15 protein-coding genes are annotated in these 14,642 nt (G+C 37.5%); 6 read left to right on the top strand and 9 right to left on the bottom strand.

What is annotated here, in order from left to right; translation table 11 throughout:
- Positions 1-115: 115 nt before the first annotated feature.
- Positions 116-1,993 (bottom strand): aryl-sulfate sulfotransferase, encoded by a 1,878-nt coding sequence (locus CDOM15925_RS08785; RefSeq protein ID WP_169943041.1) that lies wholly within the window; start codon positions 1,991-1,993, stop codon positions 116-118.
- Between the two features lie 803 nt (positions 1,994-2,796).
- Here CDOM15925_RS08785 and CDOM15925_RS08780 point away from each other — a divergent pair.
- The 4 genes from CDOM15925_RS08780 to CDOM15925_RS08765 all read left to right on the top strand — a co-directional run bounded on the left by CDOM15925_RS08780 (position 2,797) and on the right by CDOM15925_RS08765 (position 6,507).
- Positions 2,797-3,456, top strand: coding sequence for a thiol:disulfide interchange protein DsbA/DsbL (locus CDOM15925_RS08780; RefSeq protein ID WP_169943040.1), 660 nt, complete (start codon positions 2,797-2,799; stop codon positions 3,454-3,456).
- Between the two features lie 9 nt (positions 3,457-3,465).
- A complete protein-coding gene (gene dsbI, locus CDOM15925_RS08775; protein ID WP_169943039.1) occupies positions 3,466-4,095 on the top strand; it encodes a protein-disulfide oxidoreductase DsbI in 630 nt (209 codons plus the stop codon).
- Between the two features lie 67 nt (positions 4,096-4,162).
- Positions 4,163-5,821, top strand: coding sequence for a sensor histidine kinase (locus CDOM15925_RS08770; RefSeq protein ID WP_169943038.1), 1,659 nt, complete (start codon positions 4,163-4,165; stop codon positions 5,819-5,821).
- The gene (locus CDOM15925_RS08765; RefSeq protein ID WP_169943037.1) at positions 5,818-6,507 is read left to right on the top strand and encodes a response regulator transcription factor; all 690 of its coding nucleotides are present in this window, start codon (positions 5,818-5,820) and stop codon (positions 6,505-6,507) included. Before CDOM15925_RS08770 ends, CDOM15925_RS08765 begins: the two co-directional genes overlap by 4 nt.
- A 116-nt stretch (positions 6,508-6,623) precedes the next feature.
- On the opposite strand, the gene CDOM15925_RS08760 is transcribed toward CDOM15925_RS08765, so the two are convergent.
- The 7 genes from CDOM15925_RS08760 to CDOM15925_RS08730 all read right to left on the bottom strand — a co-directional run bounded on the left by CDOM15925_RS08760 (position 6,624) and on the right by CDOM15925_RS08730 (position 12,588).
- Positions 6,624-7,148: a disulfide oxidoreductase gene (locus CDOM15925_RS08760; protein WP_169943036.1), complete on the bottom strand. Its 525-nt coding sequence runs from the start codon at positions 7,146-7,148 to the stop codon at positions 6,624-6,626.
- Positions 7,149-7,157: 9 nt separating this feature from the next.
- Positions 7,158-7,802: a thiol:disulfide interchange protein DsbA/DsbL gene (locus CDOM15925_RS08755; RefSeq protein ID WP_169943035.1), complete on the bottom strand. Its 645-nt coding sequence runs from the start codon at positions 7,800-7,802 to the stop codon at positions 7,158-7,160.
- 60 nt (positions 7,803-7,862) lie between these two features.
- Positions 7,863-8,882, bottom strand: coding sequence for a DUF1176 domain-containing protein (locus CDOM15925_RS08750; protein ID WP_169943034.1), 1,020 nt, complete (start codon positions 8,880-8,882; stop codon positions 7,863-7,865).
- A 15-nt stretch (positions 8,883-8,897) separates the two neighbouring features.
- Positions 8,898-9,836, bottom strand: a complete 939-nt coding sequence (locus CDOM15925_RS08745) for a DUF3137 domain-containing protein (RefSeq protein ID WP_169943033.1) — start codon at positions 9,834-9,836, stop codon at positions 8,898-8,900.
- A gap of 127 nt (positions 9,837-9,963) precedes the next feature.
- The gene (locus CDOM15925_RS08740) at positions 9,964-10,575 is read right to left on the bottom strand and encodes a cytochrome c3 family protein (RefSeq protein WP_169943032.1); all 612 of its coding nucleotides are present in this window, start codon (positions 10,573-10,575) and stop codon (positions 9,964-9,966) included.
- Positions 10,572-11,009: a cytochrome c3 family protein gene (locus CDOM15925_RS08735; protein WP_169943031.1), complete on the bottom strand. Its 438-nt coding sequence runs from the start codon at positions 11,007-11,009 to the stop codon at positions 10,572-10,574. The genes CDOM15925_RS08740 and CDOM15925_RS08735 overlap by 4 nt, the downstream gene beginning before the upstream one ends.
- Positions 11,010-11,028: 19 nt before the next feature.
- Positions 11,029-12,588, bottom strand: coding sequence for a flavocytochrome c (locus CDOM15925_RS08730; protein WP_169943030.1), 1,560 nt, complete (start codon positions 12,586-12,588; stop codon positions 11,029-11,031).
- Positions 12,589-12,948: 360 nt separating this feature from the next.
- Here CDOM15925_RS08730 and CDOM15925_RS08725 point away from each other — a divergent pair, with 360 nt between their 5' ends.
- Together CDOM15925_RS08725 and bcp are read left to right on the top strand one after the other, a co-directional pair.
- The gene (locus CDOM15925_RS08725) at positions 12,949-13,149 is read left to right on the top strand and encodes a tautomerase family protein (protein ID WP_169943029.1); all 201 of its coding nucleotides are present in this window, start codon (positions 12,949-12,951) and stop codon (positions 13,147-13,149) included.
- Positions 13,146-13,682 (top strand): thioredoxin-dependent thiol peroxidase, encoded by a 537-nt coding sequence (gene bcp, locus CDOM15925_RS08720; RefSeq protein WP_169943028.1) that lies wholly within the window; start codon positions 13,146-13,148, stop codon positions 13,680-13,682. Before CDOM15925_RS08725 ends, bcp begins: the two co-directional genes overlap by 4 nt.
- Before the next feature lie 203 nt (positions 13,683-13,885).
- Here bcp and CDOM15925_RS08715 read toward each other — a convergent pair whose 3' ends face one another.
- Positions 13,886-14,521 (bottom strand): LysE family translocator, encoded by a 636-nt coding sequence (locus CDOM15925_RS08715; RefSeq protein ID WP_169943027.1) that lies wholly within the window; start codon positions 14,519-14,521, stop codon positions 13,886-13,888.
- Between the last annotated feature and the right edge of the window lie 121 nt (positions 14,522-14,642).

Below are 14,642 nucleotides of genomic sequence, written 5' to 3'. Positions count from 1 at the left end.
GTCGTATCCGCCGTTTTTAATAACAGCCGTTAAGCGTAATCTATGCTATGTTTTGAATTATAAATTTTTAGCATATCCCCCAAGAAGATCTTGGGGGAGGGAATTTTAGTAGTTATTATTTTTTGCTTTTAACTTTGCGGTCAAATGCTTTATCAAGATGTATAGGTATGGCTTGATATCCTATGCCTGTTCCTTCAAATTTCATTTGAAGACCGGGCTCGGTAGATCCCCACTTAAACTCAAGCAACTCAGGAGCAGGTTCTCCTACAGGAACGCCTTTTGACAAATCAAACTGCATGCCCGCCGTTGCAGAATAAACTAGCAATGAGTCTTTATCGTCATGGTATTCAGTAAGGCTCGTAACCGCACTAAACCAATCTCCGCCTCTTTGTTTGCCGTATTCCCAAACTTGCTCTATGGTCATTTTGTTTTGATCTATCTTATAAACAACACCGCGTGAATACTTCATACTAGCAAGAGCAGGTTGTTCCATGCCGCGGCTATCTCCGTTATCAAAAGCGGCTAGATAAAGGATGTCTTTATTTGTTTTTGAATCGATAATAAACGCCGTATGTTGTGTCCAAGTCCAGTCAAATCCGCCTTTTTCGTTTGTGTATCCAGGGCATTTGCTATACTCGTCCTCGCAAACGATTTTGTTTCCTTTGCTATCGACAGGCTGCAATAGGTATTTTTTAAATTTCTCACCCCAACCTTTGTGAGGACCGACTATCCATTTGATTTTCTTATCGCGTCCGATTTTTACCATCGCATTTTGGTGGCGGCTGGAAACTACTATAGAATCATCATTTGGATCATAATCAACGCTATTTACGTGAGCCCAGTTTCTGCCTATTCCAGTTCCTGCTATATCGCCAAATTGATTATTTTCATCAAGTTTAGCTAGCTCGTCAGCTCCTATAGTATGTCCGGCTTGAGAAGCATCTACGTTTAAGCAAACGGCTCCTTGGTCAAGAACCATGATAGCATCAGCTCTATAAGGATCCATGATCTCATAAAGTCTCCAATCGTCTACGACGTATCCGTCTTTATCAACCTCTACTATCGTATCTCTAACGGTTCTAACGTTTTTGCCGTCAGGGCGTTTTGTGTTAGATGAGCCGACTCTTAGTAGATAGTTGCCGTTTTGTGCGTTATTTAAAGAGTGAGAGAAGTCGTTATAAGCAAGCGGAAGCTGGCGATCAAAAATTTGTCTTCCCATCAAATCGTATTTAACATATCTTTGTCCAAAGCCCCAAGCAAGAGCTCCGTCATTATCTTGTCTAAATCCCATTTGAATACCGGTTCTATAGATATTGCCAAAGTCCAAAAGTTTGTCTGAGTCAAAATACCATCTAACCTCGCCTTTTGTATCTACTATAAATGAATTTGAAGCGTCATTCCACTCCAAAGCGCCGCCCGCAGGGTTATTCCAAACGGCTTGAGAGCTTCTGCCCGGAGCTTTTCCAGGAACGTTGTTTATAAGATATAGCCTATCTGCAAATTCCTTATCGGCTTTTACAACGGTTACTTTTTCAAAAGGAACTCCAGTTTGCATAGTAAGCCCTGACGGAGTAAGTCCTATGCCACCTGTCGTTACTTGATACTTTTCGGTAATAGTTTCATCCTTAAAGCCCATGGCTGATTTAGTATAAGTAACTTCAACCGTATTCTTATAAGACGGATATAGTCCAAAAACTGGGATACCACCGTAAGTTTTTACCGTTTGGTTATCTACCTTATAGCTGATAGTTTGACCTCCCGGTTTTGGAACAATAGTTACTTTAACGTCTGATAAAACATAGCCGCCGTTAGTAATGATAGCTGTTAAAGGCGCATATCCGTAAGGATTCATCTTAACAACTCCAAGCTTGCCTTGTTGTTGATAATCATTCTTTGGACCGCTTGGACCGCCTATAGCAAGAGAAGAAGTAGTTAAGCCTCCGACTAGTAGCCCTGCCACAACAATTGATGAAAGTAAATTTCTAGCCTTCATACGGACTCCTTTAATTATAGATTTTGTAAATTTTACTTTTAAAGTAAAATTTATCAAACCTACTTGTCAGGATAGAATACAAGATAGATTCTTTGACTTTTTTAATACTATTTCTTATAAAATTTTATTAGTGTAATTTTAAAAAAATTTACTAACATAAAAATCACACAAATATTAAAATATCTTTAAATAATTTTACATAATATAAACTTCTTATAAAATTTAAATTTGCGAACAGTTATTAAAATTTGAACTGAATTTTATCATTAAAATATCACTAAAATACCTAATTATAAATTAATACAACAAAATATCTAAAAAATAATCAGGCTAATAAAATTATATAAATTTAAATGCTTTTAAATAATGGTTGTAGTTTTATCAGCCGATACAGATCTTAAATTTAAAAACAAATTTATATTATTTTTTCCTTAAAAAACTTTTGTTTATATGATTATAGCTACCTACAGATTATATAAATTTTAGATATATAGGCATAAAATTAAATTAAAAAATAAATTTTAGATATATTAAAGATTATAAAATTTCAGTTGTGAGAAAAGTGTTTATTAAAAATTTTACACATTACATAAAAACTTTTTTGATATTAATAAAAAGCAACTTCTAGTCTATGGGGTTCATTAAAACAAACTGATAAAAATTTAAATATATTTTAAGTATATAATCTAATTTTATATATTAATATTAACTACTAAATTTATCTTAAATTTATTTTCGTGTTATTTTTGTGGAAGTTCGGTTGTATAAAATTACAATATCAAATTTATTCCAAAGGAGTTTAGATGAAATCTCTACTTACAAAAACAACTAAAATTTTAGCTGCAGTTGCGCTTTTTGGCGCCGTAAGTGCTAACGCTTTTACAGAAGGTAAGGATTATATGGTTCTTGAAAAACCTCTAAGCGTAGAGAAAGGAACTCTAACTAAAGTTTTTAGCTACGCTTGCCCGTTTTGCTACAAATACGATAAAAGCGTAACTCCAAAAGTGGTTGAAAAAGTATCCGGTCTAAAATACGTGCCGTATCACTTAAAAACCAAGGCCGAATACGGAGAGGCTGCAAGCAAAGTTCTTGCCGTTTTGGTAGTTAAAGACCAAGAAAAAGGGGTAAATTTACTTGACGATAACTCAATGTTCAAAAAAGCGAAATTTGCTTACTACAAAGCATATCACGACAAAAAAGAGAGATGGAACGACGGCAAAAATCCAGAAGCCTTCATAAAAACAGGGCTTGATGCTGCCGGAATGAGCATGGATGAATACAACAAAGAGCTTGAAAATCCAAAAGTAATCGAACTTCTTAAAAAATGGGACGAGTCTTACGAAGTGGCTAAAATTCAAGGCGTTCCAGCGTTTGTAGTAGACGGCAAATACCTTATCTACACAAGCACTATCACTTCGGTAGACGGCTTTGCCAAGCTTATAGAAGAGTTGCTTAAAAAATAGGCTTTCAAGATGAATATAGTAAATAAAATTTCAGCTTGGCAGGATACTAGATTTCCTTGGTTGCTGATGGCTTTTGCGAGCATTGCGCTGGTTTTGCTGGCGCACTCGCTCTTTCAAAAGTACGTCTATATGCCACCTTGCGAACAGTGCGTATATATAAGATTTGCTTTTTTATGTATGGCATTTGGCGGTTTGGTAGCGGCTATCAATCCTAAAAATTTAGTTCTTGCGTTTATAGGATATGTGTTTGCGTTTTGGGGAGCGATCCAAGGGATAATGTATAGCGTTAAGCTAGCCAAAATTCACACTGCGGTTCATAGCGACGATCCTTTTGGAGTTCAAGGATGCTCAACGGATCCCGTATATCCGTTTAACCTACCGCTTCACAAATGGGCGCCTGACTGGTTTTTGCCTACGGGAGATTGCGGATACGATAACCCTATAGTTCCCGACGGAGTGGCATTAAGCGGATTACAAAAATACCTTGTAGACTTATATCAAGACGGCTGGTATCTAATCCCTTCAAAGCACTTCATGTCAATGGCGGACTGCACGCTTCTTGGCTTTGGTCTATGCTTTATAATCCTGCTTGCAATGGCGGTATCTAAAGTCATAACCTTAGTTAAAAACCCTAAATAATCTAATAAAAGGTCTGAATTTTCAGACCTTTTTAGATATACTGCTTGCCTAAACAAGGAGTAGTCCGGTGGGTATTGATATATTCAACAAATACAACTTCAAAATTTATATCATCATAATCCTATCCAGCTTGTTTGTGATACTTCTTGGCGCAAACGTATATAAAAACGCCAAACACCACATCGAGACCCTTTCAAATACAAACAAAATAGCCACCAGTGAAAACATCGTGCAGATATTTCAAATTTGGCTTGATGAGAGGATAAATTCTCTTGTTAAAGCCTCTAAGCTTATACAAAATGCCGATATATTAGATGATGAAGAGAGTATTAAGAAATTTACTCAAGCCTTTTTGGGCGATTTGAGTGAATTTGATCTAGTTCAGCTTTTAAAAGATGACGGAGAGATCTATATAAACGGCGAGAAATTTCCAAAAAGCCCTAAAGAGATAAATTCCAGACTAAGCCTTATCTGGTATCTGGAGACAAAAAATAGCAACAAACCTACGGTAAATTTCATGCCCGAGCATACGATTTTAGAGCAAGAGACTTTAAATTTATGCGTACCAAACTACAAAAACGGTAAATTTGCAGCCGTTTTATGCGGAGTAGTCAAAGTAAAAAGCATATTTGACAACATAAGCAACTTCAAGCTTCCTCCCAACTCGTACTCCTTTATCGTAACGCACAGCGGCGAAATTTTAACTAAGATGAAAGATGAAAAGTTCAAAGCGCAAATTGAGGATAAATTTCAAGAGCTGTTTTTAAAAGACGAGGACATAAGCAGTATAGTTGTGGATTCAAATTTCATATCCATAGCGGAAATTCCCTCGCTTAATTGGTTCATAGGCGCAGGCACGGACAACGCAAAAGAGACAAAAGAGCTTCTTGAAGCAACGACCAAAAACGCACTTACGTTACTTTTTGCGTTTATCGCGCTTGCCTTTATCGCAAACTCGCTTCATAACTTTATGTATGCCAAGATCAAAAAGCGTCAGGATGAATACGAAGCAATTCTTGCGCACAAAGCCAAGATGAGCGAAGCGGGCGAGCTCATAAGCGGGATAAATCATCAGTTCATTCAGCCCGTAAATTCGCTAAATTTAGCCATATCAACATTGCTTATGCTAAAGCGAGAAGGCAATCTTGACGAGCAGATGCTGCAAAACATACTTGAAAAAGGGCAAAAGTCCATATTGCTACTAAGCAATACCATAGATATCTTTAGAAATTTTTACAAAACAAGCGAAAACATAAGAGAATTTAGCGTCAAGCAGAGCATTAAAAATCTCTTAACTCTTATGCACACCGAGCTTACAAGAGCCAATGTGCATGTGGTTTTAAGCGAATTTGAAGATAAAAAAGTAAATCAGATAGAAAATATAATCCAGCAAATTTTACTTATCTTAATCCACAATGCAAAAGACGCTTTGGTGGATAAATTTAAAGACGATATCAAGTCAAGAAGAGTGCAAATAGATGTAAAATTCGATGAAAACAGGTGCTATATAGAGGTCATCGAATTTGGAAGCGGGGTAAGCGAAGCGATGAGCCGCAAGATATTTGACGAGCCAAAAACCACCAAAAAACAAGGCAGCGGCATAGGGCTGTACTTCGCTAAAAAGCTTGCCAACAGAAAGATAAACGGCGATATTAAGCTTGTAAATAGAGCGCTTCCTACGGTATTTGAGTTAAATTTCGATGTTGATTTAAAGGGCGATAAATGAATAACGAATCTTTAAAATTACTAAAAAAGCTATCGATTTTGATCGTTGAAGACGACGATATGTCAAGAGAGCTCATAGCAAGCGGGCTAAAGCCGTATTGTGCTAGCGTTAGAGTCGCCGCGGATGGATGCGAGGGGCTTGAATGCTTTAAAAAACAAAAATCAGACATCGTCATAACGGATATCCATATGCCGATAATGAACGGATTTGAGATGATGAAAGAGATTTCAAGGCTTAAACCTCATCAAAAATTCATCGTCTTTACCTCTTACGATACGGATATGAACTTGATAAAAAGCATAGAACAAGGCGCTGCGCTATTTTTAAAAAAACCTATCGACATCAAAGATCTTCGCTCAATGATAATTGCGTTAACTTACGAAAAAGACGAAAAATTAATCAAAATCAGCGACGAAATAAGTATAAATTTAAAAGAGGAGAAAATTTATAAAAATGGAGAGGAAATTTATCTGACATACTTGCAAAATAAATTTTTCTGGCTCTTTGCGTACAACTTAAACAAACTCGTTAGCTACGAGATGATAGAGGAATTCGTCTATGAAAACGAGGTTGTGAGCAAGGGTGCTATACAAAATATCATCTTGCGTCTAAAGCGAGAACTTGGGATAAAATTTAAAAATATCTCAGAAGCGGGGTACATCCTAGTAGCAAGCCAAAAAGAGTAAAATGGCTTGCAAAATTTTATTGGAAATTTAAAAGAAATTTGCCCGATTCATAAACAAAACGGGCAAAAACATTGGCTAATTAAATTTAGCGGGCTATCAAATATCAAATTTTGATGCTAGATGGGATTTATCTCGCTACTTCTTGCGTTGTAAACAAACCAACTTAAGATCATGACCAAAAACACCGCTCCAATCAGAGCAAAAGAGCCAAATCCAAAAAGAGATATTGTATCTCTTGCTTCATTTGAGCCAAAGAAATTTGCATTATCTGGCGCAAAAACAGCAGGCAACATCTTATGAAGCTCAAGACCGAACGGAAAACTCACCGTAAGTTCGTGGATGTTAAAATTCTCGGCACTATTTGAGTAGCTAAGACCAAAAATCACGCCCAAAAATATAAACGCATATGTAACAAGCTTTACGATGAATGATTTTGGATTTATCATCGCTATAATCGCGCCAAAAGCGATAAAAATAAGCGCAAATCTAAGCTGAACCAAAAGCAAACTGTTTGCAAAGCTAAAGCTAAGCGCAAAAAGACCAAGCACAACTGCAAGCAAAATCGCCCACGGAATTATCGTGCGCTGTAAATTATAAACAAAGCAGACAAAGCCTTTGTTTTCTCTATTATAATCAACCATGGCGCAGACTTATTTAGCTATAAGAAATTTGACGATTTCGCTTAGCTTATCGATACTTGTAGCCGAGCTTAAATTTATCAAATATTTGCCGTTTACCACAAACGCTGGCACTCCGCTAATAACGGCAATATCATAGCCGTCATCCCAGCTAGTTAAAATCTCTTGCGCTCTTGGCGAATTTAAAGCCTTCTCATAATCGCTTTCACTCACGCCCGCGGCTTTTAAAGCAAGCTTGATCACGTCGCTTTTGTCGCCTTTTAAACCGCCTTTATCGTGTTGAGCTCTATAAATAGCAAATTTCGCTTTTTTAAATTTTGATTTATCGTCAAAAAGACCGACTCCGCTTTGCTCGTCAAGCGCCATCATAGCGGCTAAAATTCCGCTTACGGTCTCGCCGAATTCGCCCTTAGTCTTTAGATGATAAGGTTTAAATTCAAGCCCTTGGATACTAGCTACAACTTTCCCCGTAACTGATTTATCAAACTGGTAGCAGTACTTACATCCGTAGCTAAAAACCTTTACCAATACGTTTTGTCCGACATTTAAAGGCTTATCAAGAACCAAATAATCCTTATTTTCCTCAAACGCTGCCGCAAAGGAGCTCAAAAGTCCAAAGACAACTAAAATTCGCACAAATTTGCTTAGTATTTTCATGCAACTTCCTTTCTTACTAATGACTTGCAAAATACTACAAAAGAGATGATAAATTTGAGGTTAAAATTGCTCTCTTTCATCTTGCCATACAACATCGCTTGTATATCTTGGAAGCCGCCACGCACCGCCTGCTACACCCTTACAAAGCCCGGTTGTGCCCTCGCTAGCTCTTACGAATTTCTCTCCGTCCCAAACTTCGGTGCGATAGTAGTAGCAGTCCCCTACTCCTCTTATCTTTTGATTTGCTCTAAGCTCGCCTTTATAGTATTCATTTAAGTCGTTATCAAAGGTCTGAATCACTTTAGTAAGCCCCGCATCCATGACCGCAAACAAATCAGATTCGTTATAGGCGCTCATAGAGCAGCGAGTTTGCACAAGAGAGTGGGTTTCGTTTAGCTTATGCACCCAGATATCGCTGTGTCCGTGATCGTAAAACATACTAAAGCAGTCGTCTTTATTTGTAGTTGATTGAAGAAGTTTATATATCGGCTCATAACTCGCTTCGCCTATCCTTATAGTCTTTTCATCGCCTATCGTAGCAGCCGCGTTTATGACAGGCGCTTCTGCTGGCTCATAGGGCTTCATACCCTCTAATCTTCCTTGATACTCAAGCGATTTTAGCCAGACAGCGTTAAAGCCCTTTGGCGATAAAACAAGAGTAAAATCCCTTATCTTAAACTCAACTTTAGGGTTTCCTTTAAGCGCTTTTACGAGAGTCTTTATCTGCTTTTCATCAAGCCTTGCCGTATCATCTCCGCTTTGCGTTATATCAACCGTGCCGTAGCTTTTGCCGTCTATAAAAAGCTCAGCGGTTTTATCCTTATCTATATCGACTCTATCGTCATTTATCTGGACATATCCGTAAATTTCACTCTCTTCGCCCGCTTCTGTGGCAAACATAACAGAAACAAGCCCTCTGTCTTCATCGCTTTGATAGCCCGTGATCCTGCAAGCGCCGGTGTTATCGCAAACTACAAGCCAGTCTTTATGCTCCAGATACGTGCCGTCAAACCCCTCAAAGCCAAGCAAAGTAGCCGCATAAAACGTGCAAGAAGCTAAAATTCGTGCAAATTTATTCATAATTTTCCTTTCGGTTCAGTTATATATGTGATTTAGTTTTAAAATTCTAATGATGTTAAAAAGGCTGTTTAGATCAGCCGCGATCCTTTTATCTAAATTTTTACTAACGATACTTTGATGGATATCAGGCTCAAAGCTATCGATGCCTCTATTTATCTTGATGTAAATTCTCTCTGCAACAAAGCTTATTCCGATAGGAACTCTCATGTTTTTAGCAAGCTTTACTATGGACTCCATTAGCACAGGAGTTAAGATATACATCGCGTTTTGAATATCGGTCGTATATACCTTAAAAAGCTCGTTAAATTCAGCATTATCGACGATGATTTCTTTAGCCGAAGGCTCATCGGGCTTGCCGCCAGATAGCACGAAAGTCTTTGAATCTATCTTTTTATTAAAACTAGCTACGAAAAATAACCCCTTAAAAAACATCAAAGCCCTATCGTCACTCTCGCCCGTGATCGGATTTACAAAGCTGTCTTTACCCTCAAGCGTAAGGTCGCTAAAGCTAAATTTCACGCCGTCTATCTCACCGCTTACCAGGTCATTGCCATAATCTTTTGTGATGATAAAAAACAGCCTGCTTTGCATTATATAAAATAAATTTACGTGGCTATGCATGTCGTAGTTAAACCCAAGCGAATTAAGATAGCTTTCAAGATAAAATTTCTTATACTTCCTTGCAAATTCGTGCTTTTCTTGCTGGGCAAAATAAAAAAACAGGTTACCATAAGCCACATAAGCAAGAAAAAGCGAAATTGCAAGAGCTAAAATTTGACCTAAATTTCTACCTTGCAAAAAGCCTATATGCATACTTGGCGGAATTTGAGTAAAAATTTGATTAAGGACGTAAAAAACGCAGATAAATATCGCAAAAGTAGCCGCTATGCGATATGAGAAAAATTTAGAAAGTATGAGCTTTCGCTCTTTTTCAAGCTCAAGTAGGGTTTTCAAATACAACCTTTTAAATTTGATTGATTATATCAAATTTAAGCTTTCAAAAAGGGTTTTTGGTGGGTAAATCCACCCTGTTAAAAGATAAAGGATAAGCCCGACAAGCGTTTGGCTTATCGGGTTAGGTTTATTTTTCTTTAAAATACTCCGCTTCAAGCTTCTCAACCTCTTTTATAGCCTTTCGTTCGTAAAGCTTAAATTCAGGCGAATAGTACTGAAGCACGGTTTTTAAGCCTTTGTGCCCCACTTCCAAGTGGCAGCTTGCACAACCTATTTTATTTTCCGTATCCAGCAAACTTACGTAATGCTCGTGCATCTCTATGGCTTTTTTAGAGAATTGCTCGTTGGTTAAGTAATTTGGATGACACTTTATACATCCGTCATCAAACACATACCTAGCTCTATGCTTCATATTGGCAAGCCAATACGGGCTGGTTTTGTTAAAATCATCTGTAAAAAAGTGCTTATACCCCTCTACTACGCCGTTTCTAGCCTTAGTGTAGATATAATTCACAAGGCTATCATGCGGTAAATGGCAATCCACACAATCAACTTTAATTCCCGTCTTACCCGCTCCGCCATGCACATCTTTTCTATAAGCTATCGCCATAGGTATCATCTCGTGGCAAACTACGCAAAATTTCTCATCGCTAGTTGCCTTCAGCGCTCCGTAAGTTACGTATGAAGCGGCAAGACCCAAAAAGCCTCCGATAACTACCCATAATAAAATCTTTTTCATGGCGTCTTCCTCATCCACTGCTTAACCTCCCTCTCATGACACTCGTCGCACATATTTACCGACTCTTTGTGCTCTCTGTGACACTCGTCGCAGTATAAATTCGGACCGTCATGAACGGAGTTGTGAGGATTGGCTTTTAGCAGATCCATGTAAGCAAGGCGCTCTGCCATGTATTTTTTACTCTTATGACAGGCGAGACAGGATCTCTCTCCCGGATCTTTAAATTTTTGAGGATCGTCTCCTTGCTCTGCGTGACAATTTAAGCAGTTAAACATAAGCACGCTGTGATGATCCTTGATGGGATATTTTTCTAAAAGCTCTTTCGTCATTCCTAAATTTTTATCGGCAACCTTGGTTGCATTGCCGTCAGCTGCCGATAAATTCGATATAGCCATAAAAAAGATACTAATTAATATTAAGATCTTTTTTTGCATCAATATCTCTCCGATAAATTTAGATATTTTCTCCGGCAATCATACCAAATACCAAACAATCGGTAATCGCGTTACTTCCTAGGCGACTTGCTCCGTGAGTACCGCCCGTAACCTCTCCTGCCGCATAAAGATTTGGAATCGGCTCATTTGTCACAGAAGATATAACTTGCGCTTTTGTATTTATCTTTAATCCGCCCATTGTGTGGTGAACTTTCGGAGCCCCTCTAACCGCATAAAATGGTGCAACAGAAATATCTATACCCTTTGTTGTTTTAGCATCTACAGGTTTTCCAAAGTCTGCGTCTTTGCCCTCTTTTACAAAGCCGTTATATCTCTCAACTGTCTTTTTAAGCTCATCGGCAGGGATTTTAAATTCAGCCGCAAGCGCGTCAAGGGTGTCAAATTTTTTCACGAGTCCGGCTTCAAGAGCTTTTTCGTAATGCACAGGAAGCATGTGAGTAAGCGCTCTTGAGTCGCAGAAATTTATAGGATAGTTTCTGTCGTCCTCGCCTTTTTCATAAATTACTTTAAACATCGCTTCACTTCTGGTTCTTCTATCTGCCAGCTCGTTCATATAGCGTTTACCTGTTCTTGGATTTACGGAAATTCCAAACATAAACGCACCGTTTACGTTAAACATAGATCCAACGCCAAATCCAGGCTCATCAGCGCAAGCCCACGGTCCGTATTGTATCCAGCTTGGTTGAACAGGATATGCACCCACTCTAAACGCCGCTAAAAGTCCGCCCGCAGTTGAGCCGGGTTGGTTGGTAGAATCGGTCTCAGGAGTAATTCTTGGATCTTGAAGTCTTCTATAGACTTTATCTCGGCAAAATCCACCGCTTGCCAAAACAACCGCTTTTTTAGCTTTAAAATACTTCACGTCGCCGCTTTTATTTTCGGTATCATCGCTTAATAATTTGCCGTCAAATTTATAGTTTTCTCTTGCCATAACACCGATTACCGCACCTTTATCATCTAAGATAAATTCATCAAATTTAGTTCTTTTTTTGATAGTTGCGCCTTCCATTTTTTCAAATGTTTCAATCATCGGAAGCACTATACCCGCACCGCTTCCGTTTTGGGTTTGCAAGCTTCTTGGCACTGAGTGTCCGCCTGCGTGAGTGATTTGGTCGATATATTTCGCACCGCAGTCAAGTGTTAATTTATAAGCATCTTGCGCTCTTTGTCCGATTATCTCTAAAAGCTCTTTGTGGTTGATACCACGTCCTGCTTTTAAAGAGTCTTTCATAAATAGCTCAGTGCTATCTTTGATGCCCGCCTTTATCTGCAAATCGCTGTTAGGCACGGCAAAAATTCCTCCGTTGATAACGGAATTTCCTCCAAGGCGACCCATCTTTTCAAGCAAGACTACTTTGTTGCCTTTTTTAGCAGACGTTATACCTGCAGCCAAAGCTGCAAAGCCCGAGCCAATGATCACAACGTCAAATTCCTCATCCCATTTAACGTCTTTAGCGTTCATAGCAGCATTTGCATTAACGCCACCTAGCGCCAGCATACCCGCGCCTACCGCACTAATCTTAACAAAATCCCTTCTAGATAGATTTTGATTTTTCATTATATCCTCCTATGAATATGGTTTGAGATATTGTTTAAATTAATTATATCAAATGGCTTAAGTTCTATCCTGAAATAACAAACTATGCTAAAAAATAAAAATATTTTATATTTATTAAGCATTAAAAATACAATCAATATCGTCATTTTTGAGTTTTATTTATGAATTTAAATATCAAATAACAGTCTCGTTTTTCTTATTTTTTGTCCAAATTTTATTTATTTTCTTAAAATATTATTAAAATGAATAACTAGATTTAAGTTTTAAAAATAAATTATTTAATATTTTTAAAATTTGCCTGACATTACTTTTAATAAATCAAATTTGGCTATAATTTTTCAAATTTTATAAGGAGAACAGATGCCTTTCGTAAATATCAAAGTTTCAGCACCTGAGCCTACCAAGGATCAAAAAAAGCAAATTATCGCCGAAGTTACGGACACTCTAGTAAGAACGCTGGGTAAAGACCCTGCTGCGGTGCTTGTGATGATAGAAACACTTGAAGCAGAAAGTATCGGCAAAAGCGGACTTAGTTTAGAGGATTTAAGGAGTAAAAAATGAGTTGCAAGAAAAAAGAAGCTTGCGAAGTAAAGAGTGAATTTAGCAAAGAGGATATAGAGCGCAAAGTAACGCTTGCGACAGGTGATAAAGCGCCAAATTTCAGCCTTGAAAATCAAGATGGAGTAAGTGTAAATTTAAAAGACTTCATCGGTAAAAACGTCGTGCTTTATTTTTATCCAAAGGATAATACGCCCGGATGCACCACCGAAGCTTGCGAATTTAGCGCGATTTACGATGATTTTATCACTCAAGATACGGTCATAATCGGAATAAGTCCCGATAGCGTAAAAAGCCATGCAGGCTTCATACAAAAACAAAATTTAAAGCATATTTTACTCAGTGATGAGAATAAAGAAGTAGCTAAAGCCTACGGGGTTTGGCAAGTTCGCAAAAACTACGGCAAAGAGTATCTCGGTATCGTTAGAACAACATTTGTTATAGGCAAAGACGGTAAAATTTTAAAAGTTTATAAAAGTGTAAAAGCCAAAGAGCACGCAGCAAAAGTGCTTGCCGATTTAAGTAAAAACATATAAAAGCTTGCTTGAGAGAATTTTAGATATTTTATAAAATTTTAAAAGAAATCTAGGATTTAGCTAACAAGTCAAGCCAAAAAGATATTTTGTTCTGGAGGGGTTTCAATCTCTCCAGAATAGCTATTTTGTATTAAATTTTATATATCATAACAAAACATAATTTGAAAAAACCTAAGTATAAAACACAGATATTTTAACAAAAATCAATCCCTCGCAAAAACCACCTTAAGTCCAAATCCAACCAGCAAAGCGCCCATAAATCGCTCTATGGCTTTTTTAAATTTATAAAATTTACTTACTAAAATTTCGGTCGAAAACAAGCAACCAACCGCCACAAACCAAACCAAATGCACTAAAGATATCAAAGCCCCAAAGCTAAGTTGAACCCATATAGGGGTATTTGCGGTGATAAGCTGAGTGAAAATGCTAAAAAATAAAATAGTCGTTTTGGGATTTAAGACGTTGGAGGCAAAGCCCATTTTAAAAGCCTCAAACGCGGAAAATTTCTCATTTTCTACACAGCCTGCATCAATATCAACAAGAGACTTAGAAGTAAAAGTTTTATAGCCGATATAGATAAGATATGCGGCACCCAAATATTTAATGATATAAAAAAGCGTGATAGACTGAGATATAATGAGAGCAAGCCCCGCGATAGAGTATCCTACGTGAACCCAGATCGAAGCGGCTATACCAAAAGCCGAGTAAATGCCTGCCTTTCTTCCGTGCATAATAGAATTTCTAACCGTTATGACAAAATCAGGTCCTGGACTAATGGTGATGACAAAAATTATAAATATAAGCGCTGAAAACTGGCTAGCATAACTAAAAATATCCATAAATTTTACTCCCTTGCTGCTTCAAATTTAGAATAAAATATTACAAAAAAATTATGAAATATTATATAAAGGCATAAAATTAAATTTCTGCTGAAAGATTTGTTTTTATTAATGTTTTATA

The organism is Campylobacter sp. RM15925 (assembly GCF_012978775.1).
GTDB classification, from domain to species: domain Bacteria; phylum Campylobacterota; class Campylobacteria; order Campylobacterales; family Campylobacteraceae; genus Campylobacter_A; species Campylobacter_A canis.
The sequence above is the reverse complement of the archived record's forward strand: the minus strand, read 5'-3'. Positions and strand labels throughout refer to the sequence as shown.